General features: G+C 41.3%; 22 protein-coding genes and 1 tRNA gene. 18 read left to right on the top strand and 5 right to left on the bottom strand.

Annotation, left to right across the window (positions count from 1 at the left end; all coding sequences use genetic code 11):
- The coding region (locus AC4E92_RS06705; protein ID WP_490239820.1) for a Cache 3/Cache 2 fusion domain-containing protein at window positions 1-1,003 on the bottom strand (1,003 nt) is incomplete at its 3' end.
- Window positions 1,004-1,296: 293 nt separating this feature from the next.
- Between AC4E92_RS06705 and AC4E92_RS06700 the strand changes: the two genes are divergently transcribed.
- The 7 genes from AC4E92_RS06700 (at window position 1,297) to AC4E92_RS06670 (ending at window position 8,338) form a co-directional block, all read left to right on the top strand.
- On the top strand, window positions 1,297-2,322 hold the full coding sequence (locus tag AC4E92_RS06700; RefSeq protein WP_490239819.1) for a C4-dicarboxylate TRAP transporter substrate-binding protein: 1,026 nt from the start codon (window positions 1,297-1,299) through the stop codon (window positions 2,320-2,322).
- 79 nt (window positions 2,323-2,401) lie between these two features.
- Window positions 2,402-2,884, top strand: a complete 483-nt coding sequence (locus AC4E92_RS06695; RefSeq protein ID WP_490239818.1) for a TRAP transporter small permease — start codon at window positions 2,402-2,404, stop codon at window positions 2,882-2,884.
- A gap of 1 nt (window position 2,885) precedes the next feature.
- Window positions 2,886-4,169 (top strand): TRAP transporter large permease, encoded by a 1,284-nt coding sequence (locus AC4E92_RS06690; protein ID WP_490239817.1) that lies wholly within the window; start codon window positions 2,886-2,888, stop codon window positions 4,167-4,169.
- A 14-nt stretch (window positions 4,170-4,183) separates the two neighbouring features.
- A complete protein-coding gene (locus tag AC4E92_RS06685) occupies window positions 4,184-4,939 on the top strand; it encodes an SDR family NAD(P)-dependent oxidoreductase (RefSeq protein WP_490239816.1) in 756 nt (251 codons plus the stop codon).
- A gap of 100 nt (window positions 4,940-5,039) precedes the next feature.
- Window positions 5,040-5,882 carry a MurR/RpiR family transcriptional regulator gene (locus AC4E92_RS06680; protein ID WP_490239815.1) on the top strand — a complete coding sequence of 281 codons (843 nt, stop codon included), beginning with the start codon at window positions 5,040-5,042 and terminating at the stop codon, window positions 5,880-5,882.
- Between the two features lie 24 nt (window positions 5,883-5,906).
- Window positions 5,907-6,881 carry a phosphoglycerate dehydrogenase gene (locus tag AC4E92_RS06675; protein WP_490239814.1) on the top strand — a complete coding sequence of 325 codons (975 nt, stop codon included), beginning with the start codon at window positions 5,907-5,909 and terminating at the stop codon, window positions 6,879-6,881.
- A gap of 17 nt (window positions 6,882-6,898) precedes the next feature.
- Window positions 6,899-8,338 carry a gluconokinase gene (locus AC4E92_RS06670; protein ID WP_490239813.1) on the top strand — a complete coding sequence of 480 codons (1,440 nt, stop codon included), beginning with the start codon at window positions 6,899-6,901 and terminating at the stop codon, window positions 8,336-8,338.
- 192 nt (window positions 8,339-8,530) lie between these two features.
- Here AC4E92_RS06670 and rsmD read toward each other — a convergent pair whose 3' ends face one another.
- The 4 genes from rsmD to AC4E92_RS06650 form a co-directional block, all read right to left on the bottom strand.
- A complete protein-coding gene (gene rsmD / locus AC4E92_RS06665) occupies window positions 8,531-9,061 on the bottom strand; it encodes a 16S rRNA (guanine(966)-N(2))-methyltransferase RsmD (RefSeq protein ID WP_490239812.1) in 531 nt (176 codons plus the stop codon).
- A gap of 83 nt (window positions 9,062-9,144) precedes the next feature.
- Window positions 9,145-10,398, bottom strand: a complete 1,254-nt coding sequence (locus tag AC4E92_RS06660; RefSeq protein ID WP_490239811.1) for a 6-phospho-beta-glucosidase — start codon at window positions 10,396-10,398, stop codon at window positions 9,145-9,147.
- Window positions 10,395-11,366 carry an N-acetylglucosamine kinase gene (locus tag AC4E92_RS06655; RefSeq protein ID WP_490239810.1) on the bottom strand — a complete coding sequence of 324 codons (972 nt, stop codon included), beginning with the start codon at window positions 11,364-11,366 and terminating at the stop codon, window positions 10,395-10,397. The genes AC4E92_RS06660 and AC4E92_RS06655 overlap by 4 nt, the downstream gene beginning before the upstream one ends.
- Window positions 11,367-11,371: 5 nt before the next feature.
- Window positions 11,372-12,115 carry a PIG-L deacetylase family protein gene (locus AC4E92_RS06650; protein ID WP_490239809.1) on the bottom strand — a complete coding sequence of 248 codons (744 nt, stop codon included), beginning with the start codon at window positions 12,113-12,115 and terminating at the stop codon, window positions 11,372-11,374.
- 233 nt (window positions 12,116-12,348) lie between these two features.
- Here AC4E92_RS06650 and rsmH point away from each other — a divergent pair, with 233 nt between their 5' ends.
- The 11 genes from rsmH to AC4E92_RS06595 all read left to right on the top strand — a co-directional run bounded on the left by rsmH (window position 12,349) and on the right by AC4E92_RS06595 (window position 22,796).
- Window positions 12,349-13,227: a 16S rRNA (cytosine(1402)-N(4))-methyltransferase RsmH gene (gene rsmH / locus AC4E92_RS06645; protein WP_490239808.1), complete on the top strand. Its 879-nt coding sequence runs from the start codon at window positions 12,349-12,351 to the stop codon at window positions 13,225-13,227.
- A 14-nt stretch (window positions 13,228-13,241) separates the two neighbouring features.
- Window positions 13,242-13,529, top strand: a complete 288-nt coding sequence (locus AC4E92_RS06640; RefSeq protein ID WP_490239807.1) for a hypothetical protein — start codon at window positions 13,242-13,244, stop codon at window positions 13,527-13,529.
- Window positions 13,519-15,276 (top strand): penicillin-binding protein, encoded by a 1,758-nt coding sequence (locus AC4E92_RS06635; protein ID WP_490239806.1) that lies wholly within the window; start codon window positions 13,519-13,521, stop codon window positions 15,274-15,276. The genes AC4E92_RS06640 and AC4E92_RS06635 overlap by 11 nt, the downstream gene beginning before the upstream one ends.
- A 42-nt stretch (window positions 15,277-15,318) precedes the next feature.
- Window positions 15,319-15,392: transfer RNA gene (locus tag AC4E92_RS06630), tRNA-Gln, on the top strand.
- 73 nt (window positions 15,393-15,465) lie between these two features.
- Window positions 15,466-16,755 carry a trigger factor gene (locus AC4E92_RS06625; RefSeq protein WP_490239805.1) on the top strand — a complete coding sequence of 430 codons (1,290 nt, stop codon included), beginning with the start codon at window positions 15,466-15,468 and terminating at the stop codon, window positions 16,753-16,755.
- Complete coding sequence (clpP, locus tag AC4E92_RS06620) at window positions 16,742-17,341, top strand: ATP-dependent Clp endopeptidase proteolytic subunit ClpP (protein WP_490239804.1); 600 nt, start codon at window positions 16,742-16,744, stop codon at window positions 17,339-17,341. Before AC4E92_RS06625 ends, clpP begins: the two co-directional genes overlap by 14 nt.
- Window positions 17,342-17,347: 6 nt before the next feature.
- Complete coding sequence (mutS, locus tag AC4E92_RS06615) at window positions 17,348-19,783, top strand: DNA mismatch repair protein MutS (protein ID WP_490239803.1); 2,436 nt, start codon at window positions 17,348-17,350, stop codon at window positions 19,781-19,783.
- Window positions 19,784-19,793: 10 nt separating this feature from the next.
- Window positions 19,794-20,597 carry a DHH family phosphoesterase gene (locus AC4E92_RS06610; RefSeq protein ID WP_490239802.1) on the top strand — a complete coding sequence of 268 codons (804 nt, stop codon included), beginning with the start codon at window positions 19,794-19,796 and terminating at the stop codon, window positions 20,595-20,597.
- A gap of 150 nt (window positions 20,598-20,747) precedes the next feature.
- Entirely contained in the window at window positions 20,748-21,335 is a 588-nt protein-coding gene (locus AC4E92_RS06605) for a uracil-DNA glycosylase (RefSeq protein ID WP_490239801.1), read from the top strand.
- A 4-nt stretch (window positions 21,336-21,339) separates the two neighbouring features.
- The gene (locus AC4E92_RS06600; protein WP_490239800.1) at window positions 21,340-21,873 is read left to right on the top strand and encodes a metal-dependent transcriptional regulator; all 534 of its coding nucleotides are present in this window, start codon (window positions 21,340-21,342) and stop codon (window positions 21,871-21,873) included.
- Between the two features lie 2 nt (window positions 21,874-21,875).
- On the top strand, window positions 21,876-22,796 hold the full coding sequence (locus AC4E92_RS06595; RefSeq protein WP_490239799.1) for an SDR family oxidoreductase: 921 nt from the start codon (window positions 21,876-21,878) through the stop codon (window positions 22,794-22,796).
- Window positions 22,797-22,818: the final 22 nt, after the last annotated feature.

Raw genomic sequence — 22,818 nt, 5'->3', positions numbered from 1 at the left:
ATACATTCTGTGCACTTGCCGCTACTTCTTCTATACCGCTTGTGACCTGCTCTATCGATGCAGATGCGTTCTGTGCACTCTTGTTCACTTCTTCCATCTGTGAAGATAATTCTTCACTTGTTGCACTCAACTGCTGTGAAACTGAAGCAAGTGATTGACCACTTTCAGTGACTTTCTGTGACTCATCGTTTATACGCGATACAAGCTCTGCCAAACCTTTTTTCATCGCTTTTACTGTTTCAAACATTTGAGCAAAATCCCTGCTGAGAGCTTTTTCATTTATCTGGAAAATCAAATCACCATCTTTAATTTTGTTCATCATAATCGTGAGTCGTTTCATAGGTTTTCCAAGAACATTATCAACAAACAACACTCCCAATATTAGAGCCAGTGCAAAAACGATAACTGCTGTTATGATAACATTCCTGACAAATATTTTCTGGCTTGAAGCAACCATGTCATCCACGACTTTGGTCGGAACACCGACAAAAAGGATACCTATGACATTACCCTGTTCGTCTAATACTGGGTCATAGGCTGTGACATAATCCTTGCCAAGTATTTTGGCTTTTCCAATGTAGCGCTGTTTTTGCATAACTGGTTTGTACGCTGCGCTGTCTGTTCCAAGAAATGTTCCAACAGCTCTGCTTCCATCGTCTTTACGAATCGATGTTGATACTCTCAAAAAATCATTGCCTTGTTTTTGAAATATCGTTGCTACAATATCCATCTGGGTGCTTATTTTGTCTACAACTTCAAATCTGTCTTTAACGGGCTTTTGCGATGCGTCAACTAAGACTCCATCTTGCAAGCTAAGTTTTCCATATTCAGACTTGACATATTCCTTGAAAACCTCAACAGCTCCATTGAGTACCCTCGCATAAAGCTGTTGCTGTGTTGCCTTGGTGTTTGATCTATAAGAGACAAACACCGTTGGCAAAAGTACCAACAATGAGACAACCACAAAGATTATGATTCCAAGTACTCTGATAGATAACTTCATCTTTGCACCTCCAGCGAAAAATTCTCATATAAATTGTATAGAACAGTAATTCTCTTTCACTTTAAAAGCTGTTAACTGTTAGTGCAATCTCTACAACAAAATCTTTGCTGAATCTATGAAAAAAAGCTTGTAAATCGAAATTAAGCACAAGCACGCTGGTGTAATTATCTTTTGAGGCAATTTGTTAAAAAATGACTGTGCCGTTGACTCAGGGTTGATTTGGTGTATAATTTTTTTTCGGACACCACTATTTATAGTGGCAGTCAGATAATTTTTTCACAGGGGGTGAACCCATGAAGGGTACAGGCAGGTTTACGGTGATCTTTCTGGTAACGTTGTGTGTGTTTGCAACATCACTTTTTGCAGCACCAAAATATGTTTTGAGATTCAACCATGTTCTTGCACCAACCGAACCATATCATGAAGGATTTCTCAAGTGGGCGAAAGCTGTTGAAGAAAGGACAAATGGTGAATTGAAAATTGAAGTTTACCACAGTGCACAACTTGGTGTTGAAGAAGATATTCTTGAACAGATCAGAGCCGGTGCCAATATCGGTCAAAACACAGATTCAGCAAGAATGGGCATGTACGTTCCACCCATTGCCGTTATGAACGCACCATATTTTGTGAACTACCTGGGAGCAACCACACCAGAGCAGGCTCTGGATGTTCTCACAAAACTCAAACAGACTCCAACCATGCAAAAATGGCTTAAGGAACTCGAAGAGAAATACGGGTTCAAGGTAGTTTCTTACATGTGGATTCAGGGTTACAGACACTTCTTCACAAACAAACCAATCAGAAAGCCAGAAGATCTGAAAGGATTGAGAATCAGAACACCCGGAACTCCCATCTGGCAAGAATCTGTCCGTGCTCTTGGTGCCCAGCCGGTGGCTATGAATTTTGGAGAGATTTACACAGGTATTCAGACCAAGGCTGTTGATGGTGCTGAACTGGTGTACGCAAACATATACGGAGGAAAGCTCTACGAAGTACTTAAATATGGTTCTGAAACAGGTCACATTCTTTTAATAAACTTTGAGGTTGTAAGCGCAAAGTGGTTTAACAGTTTACCACCAGAATACCAGAAAATACTCGTAGAAGAATGTGACAAGGCTGGTATAGAAACCTCGTTAAAAATCATGAAGGAACTGAATGAGAAGTTCAAACAGGAAGTAATAAACAAGGGTATGCAAATAATAACAGATGTTGACATCGATGCCTTTATGAAAGCCGGAGAAAAAGCCTACGAAGTTCTTAAGCTTGTCGACGCGAGAAATCAGCTTATTCAGGAATTAAAAGCACTGGAAGGAAAATGAGAGCTTTTTTAGTTTTTCTGAGCCCAACTCCTTGTAAGGAGTTGGGCTTTTGATCTGTCTTTCTGCAGAGGTGATATAGGTGAAAAAGTTCGACCAGTATCTTCTTTCATTTGAAAAGACCGCTGCGAAGATCCTGATAATTATGATGATAATTCTCATTTTCATGTCTGGTATAGCCAGGTTTTTGAAACATCCAATGAACTGGGCAGTTGACATGAGTACTTTTATGTTTGGGTGGGCGTGCTTTTTTGCGGTTGATGTAGCATGGAGAAATAACAGAATGATGTCAGTCGATCTTTTGGTGAAGCGATTGCCATTGAAGGTACAGAAAATAATCAGACTGATTAATTATTTTATAATAGCCTCCTTTCTGGTATACCTGATAATCTGGGGATTTCGACTGACCTACACAACAAGGTTCAGAACCTTTGCCGGTATACCTAATTTCAGTTACTCATGGATAAATGTGAGCGTGCCAGTAGGTGCAATTCTCATACTCAGAACAACTATCATAAAGATAGTAAACGAACTGAGAAAAACTCCTGCAGAGGGGGCAAAATGAAATGACACTGGTCGTAATCGTTTTTGCGATTTTTCTGCTGATGGGCATGCCTGTGGCATTTGCCATAGGTATATCTGGATTTGTGTGGTTTTTACAAAATCCATCACTTCCCATAACTATACCAATACAGGTCAGTCTGTCTCAAATACTGAACTTCACACTAATCGCGATACCACTTTTCATTCTGGCAGGTAATGTGATGAACTACGGTGGTGTGACCAGCAGGTTGATGAATTTTGCAGCTTCATTGACTGGCCACATGAGAGGTGGACTTGCACAGGTGTCTGCGGTTTTATCAACACTCATGGGTGGTGTTTCTGGTTCAAGCATCGCAGATGCAGCTATGGAAACGCGGATGCTTGGTCCAGAGATGCTCAAAAGAGGTTATCCAAAAGGTTATGCTGTAGCGGTAAATGTCTGGACATCATTGATAACACCGATAATACCACCGGGGATTGCTTTCATCATCTATGGAACCATTGGACAGGTTTCCATAGGAAGATTGTTTGCAGCGGGGATAATTCCAGGGCTTTTGCTAATGGTCTCATACATGGTTGCGATATGGTTATCCGCAAAAAGCATGGGCCTGCAACCAGAGAGAGAAAAACGTGCCCCTACAAGCGAGGTCATAAGAGCTCTGGGAAAGAGTATCTGGGCTGTCATATTCCCCATCCTGCTTTTGCTGGGACTCAGAACAGGTATTTTCACGCCATCTGAGGTCGGTTCATTTGCAGTGGTTTATGGACTGATAGTTGGCATGATTATTTACAGAGAACTCGATGTAAAGACATTTTTCAAACACACTCTTGACGATTCGATCAACGATGTTGGCAGTGTTATGTACATAATAGCAATGTCGCAGATTTTCGGTTACGGTATGGTTTGGGAGAAGACACCAGAGAAACTGGCAAGTTTTTTGCTGAATATCAGTACCAACCCTTATGTGCTTATGACAATGATAATTATTTTCCTGATCTTTGCTGGTCTGTTCATTGATGCAACAGCGTTGATTTTGATGCTCACATCGGTTCTGCTACCTGTTGCCAGAAGGGTTGGATTGGATCCTGTGCATTTTGGTCTGGTCTTCATACTTGCTGCAGCAATGGGAAATCAAACACCACCAGTCGGTGCCTCGATGTATGCAGGTTGTTCGGTACTCGGTGCTTCTGTTGAGGAATATACAAAAGCATCTGTGCCGTTTTTCATTGCTACTGTTGCTGTCATATTCGTTGTGATGTTCTTCCCGCAACTGGTATTGTTGCTACCAAATCTGTTGTTCAAATAAAGGAGGGTTGAAAAATGAATTTTTCTGGAAAGGTAGTTTTGATAACAGGAGCTGGCTCTGGTATAGGGCGCAAAGCCGCACTCATGTTTGCCGAAAGGGGTGCCAGTGTAGCAGTCAATGATATATCTGAACAAAGGGGAAGTGAGACCGTTGAGATGATAAAACAAACCGGGCGACAGGCAATTTTTGTCACAGGGGACGTTGCAAAGGATGCAGAAGCTATAGTTAGAAAAACTGTAGAAGCCTTTGGAAAAATCGATATTCTGGTGAACAACGCAGGAATAGTCCCTTACGGCAATATAGAGGAAACCAGTGAAGAAGATTTCACAAAAACGATTGAAGTAAACGTCAAAGGACCTTTCTTACTATCAAAGTACGCCGTTCAGGAAATGAAAAAGCAAAGATCAGGTGTCATTGTCAATATCGCCTCTGAGGCAGGGCAGATTGGCATTCCAAGAAGATGTGTTTACAGTATATCAAAAGCAGCCCTTCTTGGTTTGACAAGGTCCCTTGCAGTTGATTATGTTGAATTTGGCATAAGGGTCAACGCGATATGTCCAGGCACGACTTATTCTCAAGGACTTGCAGAAAGAGTCAAGGCATCTGCAAATCCAGAAGAAACAATGAAGAAAATGATCTCAAGAATTCCCATGAAACGGCTTGGCAAGGAAGAAGAAATCGCCTTTGCAATACTTTTTGCAGCGTGCGATGAAGCATCTTTTATGACAGGCAGTGTCATAAACATTGATGGTGGATCGACCATGGTTTAATTTCATATTATGAAAGTCGTTATAGACGTTATAGAACAGTACATAATCTTGAGATAGACTCTTCATCGAGGCAGCTGGACGATCCTTAGGAGGTGAGCTTATGGATATTCTGCAGATTCTGAGAGATACTTATGATTCATTGACAGATGCAGAAAAAAGAATTGCAGATGTGATTTTGAAAGACCCAAGAGGTGTGCTTGAGTGTTCGATAAGTGATTTGAGCAGACTTGCGAATGTGAAAAGTGAAGCTTCTGTGGTTAAATTCTACAGAAAATTGAATCTTAGCAGTTTTCAACAGTTTAAGGTATTGCTCGCTCAAGATCTCTCAAAGGCACCTATGGAAATCGTCTATGAGGATGTATCTGAAAAAGATGATTCAAAAACGATCACTCAAAAAATCTTCAAAGCAACCGTTAAAGCCATTCTGGACACGCTCGATAGCTTGGATGTTGAAGCCGTTGAAAAGGCAACTATTCTGTTTAAAAAAGCCCAGAGAATACTTTTCTTTGGTTTTGCAGCGTCTGCAGCCGTTGCGTTTGATGCCTTTCACAAATTCACCAGAATAGGAAAAAATTGCCTGTTCTCCAATGACGAACACATCATGGCTACAGTTCTTGCAAACTGCACCCAGAATGATCTTTTAGTTGCCGTGTCTCATTCTGGTGAGACCAAGTCGATTGTTGCGCTTGCGAAAAAGGCTATGGAGCTGAGTGTACCGGTGGTTGCCATAACCGGTAACAGAAAATCGAGTTTGGCAAAAGTTTCAACTGTTGTCCTCTCGACGAACACAAGGGAGACGCGCATTAGAACAGATGCAATGACATCTCGTATCGTTCAGTTAGTGATTTTAGATACGATTTACACCATGCTTGCTGCAAGAGATGCAAAAGCAATAGAAAGTCTTAACAGGAGCCGTCTTGCAGTCTCAGAATTGAAATACTGATTCTCGCTTTCGGGAGGGGATCATGTGAAGACCGTACTTGTTGTTACACGAACCTTCGGTAGATACTCATCAGAACCTGTAGATTTACTGAAGAACAATGGATTTCACATAGAGTGGAGTGATTCACTGAGGTTAGATCTTTTGAAAAAAGCTGATGCGATAATTCTTGGAACAGGAAAACTCTCAGCAGATATGATCGAGAAATCTTCTTTGAAAATCATTGCAAGACATGGGGTGGGTGTAGATAACGTTGATTTAGCGAAAGCAACTGAACTGGGAATACCTGTGACAATAACCGTGAATGCAAATACCGTGTCGGTCGCTGAACTCACAATAGGGTTGATCTTTGCCCTATCAAGAAAATTAATAGACGTACACAAAGAGCTGTCACAGAACAAGAATTTTTCATCACCTGTCGGGATCGAACTTTTCAGAAAAACTCTTGGAATAATCGGCTTTGGAGCTATAGGCAGAGAAACAGCAAAGAGGGCACTCTGCCTTGGAATGAAAGTCATAGCCTATGATCCATTTGTCGATAAAGAAACGATGAAAAAGTACTCGGTCGAATATGCTGACATGGAAACTTTGCTGAAAACAAGTGATTTTGTCTCCCTGCATCTTCCTCTCAATCAATCTACAAGAAAAATGATAGGTAAGAGGGAAATCCAGATGATGAAAAAAACAGCTTTTTTGATAAACACCTCACGCGGTGGGATAGTGGATGAAACAGCTCTGGTAGAAGCCTTGAGAGAAAACCAGATTGCAGGTGCAGCGCTCGATGCCTTTGAAGTTGAGCCACTACCTGAGAATTCTATGCTGTATGACTGTCCAAAACTGATTCTCACGCCTCACATTGGTGCACACACATACGAGGCAATTTACAACATGAATATGATGGCAGCGCAATCGGTGATAGATTTCTTCAATAAGAAATTGCCAAAGTACATCGCTAACAGCGAGGTCATTGACAAGCTCGTTAAACAAGGCTTTTCACAGTAATGGAGGTGCTCACCGTCATGGGAATATATGTAGGTGTTGATTTAGGTACGACCGCAGTCAAAGTGGTTGTGTACAATTCTCTTAAAAAAGAAATTGAAATGGATATCAGCAGAGCTTATCAACCCTTCTCCACTGGACCGGGAATGTTTGAACAAGATCCTTCAGAGGTAGAAAATGCCGTCTTCGATGCTCTGAGGCAGGTGGCACAGTCATTTAAAGATATCGATGCAATTGTATTGGATTGCGCACTGCACACTCTGTTACTGCTCGATAAGGATTTAAAACCAATCGGTAATATCATTCCCTGGTTGGATGAAAGATCCATAGAGCAAGTAAAAAAGATATCAAAAGATGAGCAACTTGCAGAACATTTGCACAGAAAGACAGGTTGTCCTCCAGACACAGTCTATCCATTTTACAAATTACTCTGGCTTGATGAAAATGACAGTGAAAAACTAAAATCCACCTGCAAAATTGTCTCTCAGAAAGATTACATAATCTATAAATTGACTGGCGAGCTGGTCAGTGACATGAGTGTTGCATCGGGCAGTGGCTATCTTGATATACATACAAAACAATGGTGTTATGACGAGCTCAGAGATCTTGTCGGTCTTGACAAAAAGATGTTCCCACAACTTGTTTCAGTCAGGGAAACTTTGAAATTGCAAAAATCCGCGGCAGAGAGATCTGGATTAAAAGAAGGTATTTCTGTGATAATAGGTCTATCAGATGCAGCGGCTTCGAGCATAGGTGCAGGTGCGGGCGTTGAAGATTCTTTGACCATCTCTGTTGGAAGCAGTGCCGCGATTAGAACCATCGTGAAACAACCACCGAGTGAATATCCCAAACCAGGTATCTGGTGCTATGTGCTGGATGAAAACCATTACATAACAGGTGCCGCGATCAAAAACGGTGGGTATGTCTTTGATTGGTATATAAAACTCTTCTCAAAGTATGATCACGCTGCTGTCCTGGAAAAAGTCCAGAAAATTCTTGCAAATCCCGATCTTGAAAATTCTGTTCTCTTCTATCCATTCATTTTTGGAAAAAGATTTCCGAAATTTGATCCAGTACCTTCTGCGAGATTCGATAGATTAAAGAGCACTACCACTGAAGAACAGATTGCGAAGAGTGTGCTTGAAGGCATCGCTTTCAATCTGAAACGTGCCTTTGACGTCGTTAAAACGATGCCAAAATGCCTGAAAAAAGTTGTGGCAACAGGTGGATTGACCCAGGCAGATGTATGGATGAAGATGGTTAGCGCGATCTTCGATCACAAAATAATCCTTCAGAGCAGTCGTCAGGGTGCAGCCCTTGGTACAATACTATATGCCTTGAGCCAGGGCGACCTATCGTTTTTGAAAGAAAAAACATCAAAAACCCAGCAATACATCCCAGATCCAGTCTTAAGAGAGTACTATTCAAAGCTTTATCAAATATGGTTGAACGGTTTATGATGGGCACTCTAAAAAGTTAGACTAAACAAACTTTTGGTTTAATGATAAATCAGGCAAAATTTTGATTTTTCTTTTCAAAATTCTTTTTAGATGCTGGCTTTTGATTTTCATCTGTCTTTGCAAAATCGTATTATATATAATGGACAGCGCTGACCGGCCGGCATGATGTATCAACGTATAACAGCCATAGGTCTACTCTCTTGGTATTCTTTCAATCAGAACAAGTTCTGTGTCTCCATATTTTTTTGATTTGAGCAGGGTGAACTTTTCTGGCAGGATGAACCTTTCTGAGACTGCCTTCTCCACAATGATCATCTTGCCAATATGATCTTTCTGACGAATAACGTTCAAAAGTTCCTGAACAAATCCCATGTTATACGGTGGATCTGCAAAGACTATATCAAATGATTCTGCGCATGAACTGAGAAACCGTCTGAAATCTGCATTGACAATTCTTATCTGTACTCCAAGTTTTTTTGAATTTTCAATGGCTGTGCTGACTGCCTTTTTTGATATATCAACAGCAACGACATTAACCGCACCACGGCTTATTGCTTCAAATGACACAATAGCACTCCCACAAAAAAGTTCCAGAAAACTCTTTTGTGAAACATCTACCATGTTAAAGAGTGCCTGTCTGACAAGAGATGATGTGTACCTTGTTCTTGGGTCTGGAACTGGTTTAAGCTCTCTTGATTTGAAAATCCCACCTGTGATTTTCATAAACGGCTCACTCGTCTATTATATCGCCAAATGATCTTCCTATCCCCCCATTGTTTTTGCCCCGTTTTGCTCCATCCCCAATTTTACTTCAGATCTATGAAATCTCTATTGACTTTGAGAATTTCTTCGAGCAGTTGCTGTACATCTTCGATACCAGGACCAAGTGGATGCAACAGCAATGCTTTAATGGCAGTCTTTTTTGATTTTTCCAGAAATGCTTGAATCGTCAATCTTTCATACATTTTAACCGTATGGATCAAACCAGCCGCAAATTCGTCTGCTTTTCCCAGTGTCACAGGAAAAACCCGCCCAGCTTTCACAAAACAGGGAATTTCAAGCACATAATCATCCGGTAGATTGCTCACAGCACCGTTGTTTTTACTGTTCACTATATGTATCGTTCCCGAAGATAGTGAAAGATCTCTTATCAAATGTGCGGCGGCTGTTGAATACATACTGCCCCCTCTTTGAGATAGTTCTGCTGGAATTTCATTTGATGTTTTGTACAGTTCAAGTAGTTTTCTTTCTATCGTCTGCACTTTTTCTGCACGCGTGCCTTCCTTTTTGAGTTTCTCCAGCATCGTTTTTTCAGACAGGTAGTATCTTAGATAAGCATTGGGATACAACTTCAGCACGTCTAAAAGCCAATCTGGAAATTCCTGTGATGGGATATTGGCAAGGTGCAGCTTGATCTTTTGCATCAAAATCTGTGTGATGTCTTGATCCTTCACGTACACTTTTTCAAGGAAGGTCAGGTGATTTAATCCATAGTATTTGAGAAAAATGTCCTGTATACTGCAATTGACTATCTGCGAAATCATTTTCAAGAGATTGATCGGTATATTGCACAGACCTATGAATCTTTCAAATCCCATGTAGTTGAGCACAAATTCGGTCATGTGCCCTGATGGATTTGTGAAGTTGATGATCGTTGCATTACTGTATTTATCCACTATCTCAACGTATCTTTTCACCACAGGAAAGGTTCTCAAAGCACAAGAAAACCCGCCGATACCCGTTGTCTCCTGTCCTATAAATCCATAGGAAATCGGTATCTGTTCATCATTCTGTCTTGCCTGAAGACCCCCTACACGAAATTGAAAAATCACATAATCTGCTCCCTGTACGGCTTGTACAATATCAAAGGTTTTTTCCACTTTGAATTTATCCCTGACCAGCCTTTTTGTGAATTCATAGACGATCTGAAGTTTTTCAGCCGATTGTTCTATGTCGTGCAGAACAATCTGGTCTATTTTCACATCCTGTGATATTTCTAAAAAACCCTTTATCAGCTCTGGTGTGTAAGTACTTGCCCCGCCAATCACTGCGATTTTCATGACTTATCACCCCAGTATGTGATGAGATTTTTGACAGCCTCTTCTTTGAAAGTGTAACCTGCCATCTGCGCAGCAAGAAGGATTGCACCAACAACGGGTGGATGGTTTGGTATGATCAGATCAAAATCATCTTTCAGGGCTGATCGAATCATCTGTATCAAAATTCGATCTGCTTTTTTGAAAAAGCTCCCCTCAAGCACCACTTTCACGGGAGGTGTGAAATCCATCTCTTTTAGAAACGCGTTGATTATCTTTAAAACTTCATCGACAATCTTTAGAAGTATTTTCAAAGCAACATAGTCGTGAAGTTTAGCGGCTTCATAAAGCGTTTCTATTAACAAAATAGCGTACTGATGTAACTTTGACCTGTCCTGTCCCATGTATTCATAACGCATGATGTTCTCTATGGGTTCACCTATCTTTGATTCGAAAATTTGCTGCATAATCGTGTGTTCATCTCTTTGGTCTTTTGATCTGATTACTGCCGATGCGACCAAACTTGCTATGATGAAAGAACCCAATCTCTCACCGAAAAAGCGCGAAAATCCCCCTTTTCTTGAAATGGTTTTCCCATCGCATGCGTAATTGATCCCACCGGTACCGCAACTTATCAAGATACCTACATCATCAAGGGTACCGGATCTGAGAGCGATTCTGCCATCGTTGTCAAAACTGTATTTTTTCAGTTCCAGTTTATCCAGAATAGATCTTGTGATTTCTATTTCAAAATCCATGTCCGCACCGGCAACTCCAAAATAAGAATACGTAAGATCATCTTTCTTTAAACCGGCTTTTGAAAGTGCGTGATCTATTGCCTGTTTAATGATCTCAAATGCCTGATCCACACCTACTGCTTGATAGTTAGCACCCTTTGTTCTGAGATACGAAATCACCTTCCCATTTTGATCTGCCACTGCAACATCTGTTTTTGTGCCCCCAACGTCTACTCCCATGAAATACATTTTCATCACCTCTAAAATTCCAAAGCCTCTGGCATCACGTGCAACATCGCGGGTGGAAGGACCTTGAACTGCTCAACAAGCCTTTCACCGCGCTTTGCTTTTTCACTCAGATAAAAAGAAATCATCTGCAAAGATTTTTCGTCAAACTGGCTTTTGTGCTGTGAAAGCGCAAGCAGTTTCTTTTCAAGATGCCTTTGTTCGATTTCGTAAAAAGTGTTGGGAAAAGCTGTGTTGAAAAAACCGATTGCCTTCACCTCATGATCAGATGTACCTGCAAGAACCTTTGGTAATCTGTAAAGACTTGTAGCCTGTGAAGTACCCATACCAGTCTTTATGTGATCTGGGTGAACCTCGTACACAAGAAATGGATCCACTGTGAAAACAATTTCGGGTTTTATCTTTCTTATGTATTCAGCCACATTCGTTCTTACCTGTTCTATCGTGTAATCACCAAGATCTTCAAAATCAAGCCAGATTAACTCATGAACTCCAAGGATCTGCGCAGCCTTCTCTTGTTCTTTCCTTCTTATTTCACGCAATTTTTTGCCTACAAGTTCTTCGTCTCTTGATCCTGCTCCACCATCGGTAATGGTCAGATAATAGATCTTTACACCCTTCTCTGAAAGCTTTGAGACAGTTGCACCCATACCTATATCCGCATCATCTGGGTGAGGCTGCACACACAAAATTTTTTCACATTCTTCAAAATCCGGTATTACAAAAAATTCCCTCAGTTTTTGAGTTAGATCACCCACATTATTCACTCCTTTCACGATATAGATTCTACATCATCAGACATTAGTCAAATGCAAAATTCAAAATCAGCAAAATCCCGAGTGTTAAGTAAACATAGGGTTACTTATAGACAACATATCGAAAATACTGTTAACATGCGAGTTAGAAAACGTTTTCTTGTGATGCATTCTCGTTTGGAGATTGCGATATTTGGCAATATAATAATAGCACCATTGGTAGCGGAGCGGTGTAAGTGGAGTGGATACATGTTCCAGTCATGGCAAAAGAGGTACTACATTATTTTGGTAATTTGAACGGAGTGTTTCTTGATTGTACCGTGGGCGCAGGTGGACATTCAGAAGCAATTCTCACAAATATTGAAGGCAGCGTGGTCATCGGTCTTGATGTTGATGAGGATGCGCTGCAGTTAGCGAAGCGAAGACTGAGTGAATTTGAAAAACAAAAAAGACTGTACTTAGTAAAATCTTCATACGTTGATGCAAAAGACGTATTAGAGCAGTTGAAAGTATCATCAGTTAGTGGAATACTCATGGACCTTGGTATGTCCACGCTGCAGCTTACCAATAGCGAGCGTGGTTTTGCGTTTTCTATGGATGGTCCACTCGATATGCGCATGGACAGAACCCAGAAATTGACCGCTTATGATGTTGTCAATTTCTGGACAGAGGAACAACTCAGAAGGTTGTTTTTTGAGTATGCTGAAGAAAAGCGTTTTGCAAGAAGAATAGCAAGTTTTGTTGTCAGAAACAGACCCATAAGAACGACGAAAGAACTTGCTGAGGTGGTGGCGAAAGCCCTACCAAAATCGGAAAAAGTTGCACGAAAAAGGCATTTTGCAACCAAGGTCTTTCAGGCGATAAGAATTGCGGTAAACAACGAGCTCGAAAATTTGAAAAGATTTTTGTCATACGCTCCAGATTTGCTGTGTTCTGGTGGGAGGATTGTAGTTATATCTTTTCATTCTCTGGAGGACAGAATTGTAAAAGAAAGTTTCAGATCAAATCAGTATCTGACAGTAATAACGAAAAAACCAGTTACACCAACTAAACAGGAGATAGCCAATAACTTTAAAGCCAGAAGTGCAAAAATGAGAGTAGCGGAGCGAAAGTGAAAGGAGGAGGGGGTTTGGCCCTCGCAAGAGCTCAAGCGAAGCGAAGTTCAAGGGTTATCACACGTACCGCTGTTTTTGACCTGAGCAAAGTGCTTCTCCTTGTTCTTTTCATCGCAGTAACAACTGCAATAGTGTTCCCCGTAGTGCAACTTGCAAGGCTTTCTGCCCAGCTATCACAGCAGAACAGAGTTCTGGAAATGAAAATCATAGAACTTCAACAGCAGATTGAGCAACTTGAGAACCAGCAGTCTTTGACGCTTGCTCGTCATGAACTTGTAAGAACAGGGGAGCATGAAAAGTAATCGCGCAAGAAGGATAATTTTCATAGCAGTTGTTGCGGCAATCTGGATGATTGCGTCATTTTGCTTTCGTGGAGTTGCAGCGTATACTCCATCAAGTTGGAGTATTCGCGTGCCTGCAATGCGTGGCAAAATACTCGACACAAATGGCCGTTTCTGTGCTGTTGATCAGATTTCATACGTTGCTTATCTGGATGTTCGATTTCTCAAATCGCAGTATTCTGAAAAACTATCTCCCCAATTATCACTTCTGCTGAAAAATTTCAATCTCTCTCTGACCGTTGATGAGGTACTCAATGGACCGAATTTTGTGAAATTAACTGAACAGAAAGACCGTGACTCGATCATTACGAGAATTCCAACTTCTCTCATGCCGTATGTGTCCATACAGATGATTACAACAAGAAAACAGGTAAAAGACTTTGGTCTTGACAGAATTCTTGGAAGAGTCATCGATGGACATGGAGTGGGAGGAGTGGAGGAAAAACTGGAAGATGTGCTCTCAAAAAAGAGTGATGGTAAACTTCTTCTCAAGTATCAGGGGTTTGTCACACTATCGCCAAAGATAGAAAGGATAATAAAACCGGTTGATGGGCAAGATGTAAAATTGACCATCGACTTGGATATCCAGAGAATCTGCTACGAAGAGATACAAGAAGCTGTTGAAAAGAATAAAGCGCTTGCCGGCGGGATAATCATAATGGAAACAAAAACAGGTAAAATCAGAGCAATGGCTACTACAAGAGATTGGAACGACGCAATCATGGGATACTTTGAACCTGGATCTGCCATAAAACCCATTGTTTATTCAATAGCTCTACAGAACAATTTGATCGATCTGAACGACACCTTTGATTGCCCCGGTAGCATAAAACCCGTACCAGAACTTGATATAACTGTGAAGGACCTTGAAGCACATGGAAAGGTCGATGTCAGAAAAGCACTTGTTGTTTCGTGCAATACCGCAACCATTTTGATTGCCGAAAAAATCAAAAATCAACTGGGAATTTATCAATACTACGATTGGCTCAAGAAATTCGGATTAGGCGAAAAAACAGGTGTGGAAATAACCGGTGAAATATCAGGTGTTCTTAGAAAACCCCAGCAATGGTCGAAGATTGATTTTGCTATGATTTCCATCGGTCATGGTATAGGAACTCCGGCTTTACAATTTTTAGCGTCTTTCAATACCATCGCAAACAAAGGTGAATATGTTTATCCAACTATAATCGAAAACAGCCAAGTGAAAAAGAAAAGTGTCATAAGCGAAAAGACCGCAGATGAAGTTTCAAAGATACTTAGGCAGGTAGTAGAGGAAGGTACTGGAATCAGGGCACAGGTTGCCGGGATAAATATCGCAGGCAAAACTGGAACTGCACAGAAAATAGCTTCGGGCGAGGGAAAGTACACCTCAATCTTTGTCGGTTTCTTTCCGTATGAAGATCCAAAGTACACCATGATTGTGTACATCGATGAGCCATCGGCAGAAAAATATCTCGCTGGAGAAGTTGCAGCTCCTGTTTTTGCATCAACTGTCAAGAAATTGAACGAATTGTCCAAGCAAAGACCGATCAGCTATCCCAAAGGAGTCATCCCGGATTTAAGAGGTATGAGTTTGAGAGATGCTCTCATCATTCTGAATGATATTGGAGTGAAAAACATACAGATAAAAGGTTCAGGTGTTGTTGTAGAACAGCACCCGGCACCCGGCTCAACTGATTTGAGCAGTGTGCTGTTGATTCTACAATGATCTTGACCATTTATCAAATCTGATGATATAATTAGTTGGCATTGGGAGGTCGTCTAATGGTAGGACAGCGGACTCTGGATCCGCCGGTGGAGGTTCGAGTCCTCCCCTCCCAGCCAGGTTCGCAGGCGAAAGCCTGCTTTTTTTGTGTCGTGTTATAATTTAGTGTAGAACAAATGAGGAGGTTATAAAATGCAAACAAATGTCAGAACGCAGGAAAAGAATCTGGTGATCTACGAATACATTTTCGACCAGAGAGAAGTTTTGGATGCCGAGGAACTCGCCATTAAACAAGTTGCAGATAGGGTAGATATTCCTGGATTTAGAAAAGGAAGAGCACCAAAGTATTTACTGAAAATGCGTTATCCAGAGACTATAAAATCCGAAATACTCGAAGTGCTCTGGCAAAAAGCCATCAACCAGATAAGTGAATATGAAGAGCTACTGTTATCACCCATTCTGGAAGATTTTGAGATCAGCGAGAATGGTGCAAAGTTAGTCCTGCAGATTCACAAAAAACCAGAAATAGTGATAAAACCATTTGAAGAATTTGAATTAAAAAGGCTCGATAAACCGTCAATTCTGAACGGTTATGTTGAAAGAAGACTCAAAGAGCTACAGGAATTCCACGCAATACTGGAACCCAAGGAAGGTCCAGCCGACTATGAGGATATGGTCAGAGCAAAGGTGACAATAACAACAGATGGAAAAACGATAATGGATGGTAAAGTCAGTGAATATGTGCTTTACAAAGAAGACGACAGACCCATTGTCACAGAAGTGGTGGGAAAAAAGGCAGGGGATGTAGTCGAGTTTGATAGAGATTTTGGAAAGGACAAAGTCTATCATTACAGAATCGAGATCGAACAGGTGAACAAAAGAAAACTGCTTGATATATCTGATGAACTTGCAAAAGCAGTTAGCTCAGAATATGAAACTCTTCAGCAGCTAAAAGACGCACTTGAAAAAGAAGGGTCTGAGCTCTACGAAAAAGATATGAAAGAGTTTCTTCAAAATCAAGTGATCGATATACTGTCAAGTGAATCTGAGCTGCTCATATCAGATCGCACATTGAATGAACTTGTAGAGCGGGCATTTGAAAAGATCAGACAGGATAAAGAAGAGTACGAAAAACTGCTCAAAGATCACGACAACGATCCTGAAAAGCTCAAAGAAGCGCTCAAGAATTACTATCTCACTGATCTCAAGAGAACCTTATCGATAGAAAAAGTCGCACAGGAAAACGATTTAAAGGTAACCGATGAAGAAGTGGAGGCACAGGCACAGGATCTTTCAGTTGCATGGGGAATTTCCGTCGAGAGAGCCAGATCGATCTTAAAATCTCGCAAGGATATTTCCGATGATGTACGCTGGGAATTGTTGAAAAGAAAGGTGGCAGATTTGATTCTCACCAAAGCAAAGATAACAGATGTGAAGCCTGAACAGTTCCAGAAGGAGGAAGAAAAACATGAAGATAAATGATCAGCTCATTCCAACCGTTATAGAGTCCACCGGTAGATATGAGCGGGCTTACGATATTTATTCAAGGCTTTTGAAAGATCGCATAGTTTTCCTTGGCTATCCAATAGACGATCACACGGCAAATCTGGTTGTAGCACAGCTTTTGTTTCTCGAAGCTGAAGATCCAGACAAAGATATCCAGCTTTATATAAACAGTCCCGGAGGATCGGTAACCGCGGGACTTGCAATTTATGACACAATGCAATATGTGAAATGCGATGTGACAACGATCTGTGTGGGACAGGCTGCTTCAATGGCTGCCGTGCTTCTCGCAAGTGGCACGAAAGGGAAACGCTTTGCACTGCCAAATGCCAGAATAATGCTCCACCAGCCACTCGGTGGTGCTGAGGGACCAGTTAAAGACGTCGAAATAATCACCAAGGAACTTCTTCGAATAAAAAATCTGATAAACAGCATACTCAGCGAAAAAACAGGTCAGCCATTTGAAAGAATAGAGAAAGACACCGATAGGGACTTTTTCATGGATGCATACGAAGCTCTGAATTATGGATTGATAGATAGGGTGATTGAACCAAAAAGAAGGTGAGATCACTTGAAGCTCACACCAATGATGCAGCAATACACACAAATAAAATCAAAGTACAAAGACGCGATCTTACTTTTCCGCCTCGGTGATTTTTACGAGGCGTTTTTTGAAGATGCACAGTTGGTATCAAAGGTGCTCGATCTTGTATTAACTCACCGGCAAGGTGCACCCATGGCAGGTGTTCCGTATCACGCACTTAACGTTTATCTCAAAAAACTCGTGCAAGCAGGTTACAAGGTCGCGATATGCGATCAGCTCGAAGACCCCGCTGTAGCAAAAGGACTTGTCAAAAGAGAGGTCACCAGAATAGTCACGCCGGGTACGATCCTGGAGGACGAGTTGCTCGAGCAGGAATCGAATAACTACCTTGTTGCACTGTGCAAACCCGATCGATATACAGTTGCAGGTGTGGATGTTTCAACCGGTGAGAGTTTTGCGGCGGCATTTGATGATCTTCAAACAGCACTGGATTTTCTTGAATCTACGAAAGTTTCTCAGATACTCTGTGAACCATCACTGAAAAACGAGTTGGAACAAAGACTCAAAAACATCATGATAGAACCGCTTTCAGACTGGCATCTGAGCAGTGTCAACATTGAAAAAGACATTGCAGAAACCTTTGGTGTATCGACCATAGACCACTTCGAACTTGGTGAGAATTTGCAAACTTTCGGCGCGCTTATCAGATACCTTCGTTTTACATTGATGGCAAACAACGTGTTTTTAAAGCCACCGAAGATTCTCAGAGATCAATCCTGCATCTTTCTCGATCCAGGAACCATAGAGCATCTCGCATTGCTTCCGGGTGAAAAGGGTAAAAACCTGTTTGATGTACTCAACTTCACCAGAACTCCTATGGGTGCAAGGCTCTTGAAAAGCTGGATTTTACAACCTCTGAGAGATATCGACAGAATATCAGAAAGGCTGAACAGAGTCGAGGCTCTGGTCAACGACCAGTTGTTATTGAATGAAGTCAGAGAATATCTGAGCTCTGTTAAAGACATTCAGCGAATAGCAGGCAGAATTCGTTACGGCAAAGCTTCACCAAAAGATCTCGTCGCACTGCGCGGCACTCTTTCTGTTTGCCCATACATAAAAGAGGCACTTTTGAGCAACGAACATTTTGCACAAATGGCTCAGATAGATTGTCTTGAAGATCTTCATCAAAAACTCGAACAGGCAATTGAAGAAAATCCATCTTCGGTTTTAGGAGAAGGCGGAGTGGTAAAGGTCGGTTATGATAAAGAACTCGACGATCTCAGAGAACTCGTTTACCATTCCGAGGAATTTTTAAAGGACTTTGAAAAGCAGGAAAGAGTGAGAACCAGTATACCAAATTTGAAAGTGGGTTACAATACAGTTTTTGGTTACTACATAGAAGTAACCAAATCGCATCTTTCCAAAATTCCAAAAGATTACATCAGAAAGCAAACCCTTGTGAATGCCGAAAGGTTTGTCACAGAAGAATTGAAAAAATTCGAAGAAAAGATACTGACAGCCAAGGAAAAACTCGAAAAACGTGAAAAAGAACTCTATGATGGACTCTGTTCAACGATCGCGGAGAAGATAGAATCGATCGTGGCATTGGCTGATTTTCTTGCCTGTGTTGATGTTCTTTCGGCTTTAGCTTATGCCGCTGTGCGGTATGGCTATACAAAACCGAAATTTCAATTCAACGGAACACTGCGCTTGAAAAACTCAAGACACCCAGTGGTAGAAAGACTCGTGGATAATTTCGTTCCAAATGATTTGCAGATGGATCAGTCGAAAAGTTTTGTGATACTGACCGGACCGAATATGAGTGGCAAATCGACATTCATACGTCAGGTGGCTTTAATTGCTCTGATGGCACAGATTGGTAGTTTTGTTCCCGCAGATGAGGCTATCCTGCCAATCTTTGACAGAATTTTTGCGAAAATGGGTGTACGTGATGATATAACATCTGGTAAGAGTACTTTTCTGGTCGAGATGAATGAAGTGGCAAAGATAATCCACCAAGCCACTAAAGACAGTCTGGTCGTGCTCGATGAAGTTGGCAGAGGAACGAGCACCTTTGATGGTATAAGCATAGCCTGGGCAGTATCCGAATACATACACAATCAACTTGGCTGTAAGTGTATTTTTGCAACGCACTTCACCGAGCTGACGGAACTGGCAAAGATGTACGAAGGAATTGAGAATAAAACCATACAGGTGGTCGAAGAAAAATCCGGTGTGGTATTTCTGCACAAAGTGATCGATGGAATAGCCGATAAAAGCTATGGCATTGAAGTTGCTGCAATAGCAGGTCTTCCCAAAGACATCGTTCAAAGAGCTAAAGAAGTACTCGATGTCATAGTAACCAAGAGCGAACTTGAAGATAAACTGAGAGTTGTCAGCTCAGAAAAACTCAAAAGACTGAGAAAAAAGAAGGTGCATCCTGATCAATCGGCACTGTGGTGAGCTACCAGTATTGCATGTAACGCATGTTAATGCCGACGCAGACAGTTTTGCAAGCGCCTACTGGGGATATCAAACGATAGGCGGGGGCATCTACGTCGATAACCCGGATTCAACGGTCTTAAATTTGATGAAAAAATTCGGTGTCAAAAACTTCATTCCAGAGAGGGTACATTGTTTCTACGTGTACGATACGTGTGACCCAAAGAAGGTACCTTTCAGTGTTAGCAACTACAGGGTTTTTGACCATCACACCGATTGTTGCCTGGAATTTGTGAATAAAGCAGATTTTGCGCATATCAGACACAGAACAGCAAATGTGATGAACCTTTATGACTTGAGTGAAAAAACAGAATTGGATGAAAAAGTCCTGTTTTGTTTTGCGGTTGCACTTGTCACTGATACCGGCTTTTTGAAAACGGCTCGATCTGAAGAAACAGAGTATCTGGCAAGATTTTTGGCTAAGCACACGCTCGAAGAGGTATTTGATGTCATACTGTTCGGCAAAGTGAAAGACATTAAAAGACTTTCGGATATACTATCAAAAATTCAGATAATTGAGCAAAAATTCAAACTGGGCTTGGTGGAATGTGATAGTGATGATGAGTTTCTCTGTGTTGTCGATTTGCTCATGTTTCCACTGGGACTTTCGGTGGTAATCGGGAAACTTCCGTGGGGAACATGGATCTATTGTAAAAAAAGCCTTGTTCAGAAGGTATATCAACAAATACTGAGAAATTTTCCAAATCGTGAAGCCGGAAAATTGTTTGGTTTCCACAATGTTGAATTACTCATTGATTTAATGGGAAAACTGTAGTACCGACTATTTTTAACCCCCGCATAGATTTTTCCATCTACATTAGTTGAACTTTAAACTTGATTTGCAAGACTAAAATATAGTATTTGTGGTAAAATAAAAAATGTATATCCAGATGAAACAGTGTTTTACTTTCAGGAGGAATGTAAGATGACTCGAGAACAGCTTATGCAAATAATCGCTGATAGAGTCAGTAAGTGCACGGCGTGTGAGCTTTATACAACCCGTTCTAATGTTGTTGTTGGTGAAGGTAGTTTGTATGCTCCAATAATGTTTGTTGGTGAAGGACCCGGCGAAGAAGAAGATAAAACAGGAAGACCATTTGTAGGCAAAGCCGGGCAACTTTTGACGAAAATTCTCGAGTCAGTCAACATCAACCGTGAAGATGTCTACATATGCAACATCGTAAAATGCAGACCACCCAACAACAGAACTCCAAAAGCAGAGGAGCAGAAAGCCTGTGGTCATTTTCTTCTTGCACAGATAATGATCGTAGATCCACAGGTAATAGTTCCGCTCGGAAGTACGGCTTTATCTTTCTTTCTCAACCAGAACATTTCCATCACCGAGTACAGAGGCAAAGAAATCGATTGGAAAGGTGGCAAAAAACTTTTTCCAATGTTTCATCCAAGCTTCCTGCTGAGGAATCCTTCTAAGGAGAAAGGATCTCCTAAGGATCTCACCTGGCAGGATATAAAAAAGGTAAGGACATTTTTCGATCAGTACAAAAGGAGGTAAGATTATGGCAAGGGGCAGAAAGAAAATCTTAACACCCGCACTTGAGGATTACCTGACCATCATTTACGAAATTCAGCAAAGACAACCAGCCGCCAGAATCAGCACAATTGCTCGTAAGGTAGGGGTGAGTCTTCCAAGCGTGACAAACGCCGTCAGACGCTTAGCAGATCTGGGTTATGTCGAATACGAAAAGTACGGACTCATAGTCTTGACAAACAAAGGAAAAAGGAAGGCTCAGATCATGCGCGTTCTGCAGCAAAGAATCTGTAATTTCTTCTATTACGTACTTGGAGTGCCAATGGATATATCCGAAAAGATTTCAAAACACCTGTCGCATTATCTGACGGCAAGAGCCCGTGAGAGAGTAAAGGAATTTTACAAATTGATCATCGATTTTGATGAATCCAAGTCAAAAGAACTCAGAAAATTCATTGAAGAGAGCAGAAAATTGGTCAATGTAGAACAACTTCCACAGGAAGTACTTGAAGACATAAAAGCGGCAGAAACAGAAAAAGAGGAAGAAGAAGAGGGTGACTGATAGTGGCAAATATTCTTGTCACTGGCGGAGCTGGATTCATAGGTTCGCACATAGTGGATGCACTAATCCAAGAGGGTCACAAAGTGGTTGTGGTTGACAATCTCTCCACTGGAAAAGTGGAAAACCTGAGCCGAAATGTTTTGTTTTACCAGCAGAGCGTTGAAGACGAAGAGATGATGGAACGTGTTTTCATGCTCCACAAATTTGATTTTGTGTTTCATCTTGCTGCTCAGGCAAGCGTGAGTATTTCTGTGAAAGAACCCGCAAAGGATGCTAAGGTAAACATCATCGGGAGCCTGATTCTACTGGAAAAAAGCGTGAAATACGGTGTGAAAAAATTCATCTTTTCTTCAACCGGTGGGGCAATTTACGGAGAAGATGTACCAATACCCACAGATGAAACAACTGTGCCCCACCCCGTGTCTCCTTACGGAATTGCCAAAAGATCAGTGGAGATGTATCTTGAATTCTACAAAAAAGAAAAGAACCTGAATTATGTATCTCTAAGGTATGGCAATGTCTACGGTCCCAGACAGGATCCAAACGGAGAAGCAGGCGTTGTTGCCATATTTTCTTCACGAATGCTAAAAAATGATGAAGTTACCATCTTTGGAGATGGCGAATATGTGAGAGATTATGTATACGTGAAAGATGTCGTTCGTGCCAACCTGCTTGCCTTAAATGAAAATGTCAGCGGTATATACAACATAGGCACGGGCATCGGGACTTCTGTTAATGAACTTTTCAAAATGCTTGCGCAGATAACACATTATCAAAAACAACCTGTTTATGCTCCTCCAAGAAAGGGAGATATACGAAAAAGCACACTCGACCCAACAAAAGCGAGAATGGAATTAGGCTGGACTCCACAGACAACACTCTTAGAAGGATTGGCGGCAACTGTTGAGTTCTTCAAAACATGACGGATAACCCGTCTTTTGGGGG

The sequence above is a fragment of the Pseudothermotoga sp. genome (assembly GCF_031962025.1).
Classification (GTDB): domain Bacteria; phylum Thermotogota; class Thermotogae; order Thermotogales; family DSM-5069; genus Pseudothermotoga_B.
Note: the sequence above shows the minus strand (reverse complement) of the source record. Positions and strands in the feature narration are given on the sequence as shown.

What these genes read in the sequence shown, in the direction of transcription:
- AC4E92_RS06700 (WP_490239819.1), top strand. Translation starts at nt 1,297, where the DNA reads ATGAAGGGTACAGGCAGGTTTACGGTGATCTTTCTGGTAACGTTGTGT.
- AC4E92_RS06690 (WP_490239817.1), top strand. Translation starts at nt 2,886, where the DNA reads ATGACACTGGTCGTAATCGTTTTTGCGATTTTTCTGCTGATGGGCATG.
- AC4E92_RS06685 (WP_490239816.1), top strand. Translation starts at nt 4,184, where the DNA reads ATGAATTTTTCTGGAAAGGTAGTTTTGATAACAGGAGCTGGCTCTGGT.
- AC4E92_RS06680 (WP_490239815.1), top strand. Translation starts at nt 5,040, where the DNA reads ATGGATATTCTGCAGATTCTGAGAGATACTTATGATTCATTGACAGAT.
- AC4E92_RS06670 (WP_490239813.1), top strand. Translation starts at nt 6,899, where the DNA reads ATGGGAATATATGTAGGTGTTGATTTAGGTACGACCGCAGTCAAAGTG.
- rsmD (WP_490239812.1), bottom strand. Translation starts at nt 9,061, where the DNA reads ATGAAAATCACAGGTGGGATTTTCAAATCAAGAGAGCTTAAACCAGTT.
- AC4E92_RS06660 (WP_490239811.1), bottom strand. Translation starts at nt 10,398, where the DNA reads ATGAAAATCGCAGTGATTGGCGGGGCAAGTACTTACACACCAGAGCTG.
- AC4E92_RS06655 (WP_490239810.1), bottom strand. Translation starts at nt 11,366, where the DNA reads ATGAAAATGTATTTCATGGGAGTAGACGTTGGGGGCACAAAAACAGAT.
- AC4E92_RS06635 (WP_490239806.1), top strand. Translation starts at nt 13,519, where the DNA reads ATGAAAAGTAATCGCGCAAGAAGGATAATTTTCATAGCAGTTGTTGCG.
- AC4E92_RS06625 (WP_490239805.1), top strand. Translation starts at nt 15,466, where the DNA reads ATGCAAACAAATGTCAGAACGCAGGAAAAGAATCTGGTGATCTACGAA.
- clpP (WP_490239804.1), top strand. Translation starts at nt 16,742, where the DNA reads ATGAAGATAAATGATCAGCTCATTCCAACCGTTATAGAGTCCACCGGT.
- AC4E92_RS06605 (WP_490239801.1), top strand. Translation starts at nt 20,748, where the DNA reads ATGACTCGAGAACAGCTTATGCAAATAATCGCTGATAGAGTCAGTAAG.
- AC4E92_RS06600 (WP_490239800.1), top strand. Translation starts at nt 21,340, where the DNA reads ATGGCAAGGGGCAGAAAGAAAATCTTAACACCCGCACTTGAGGATTAC.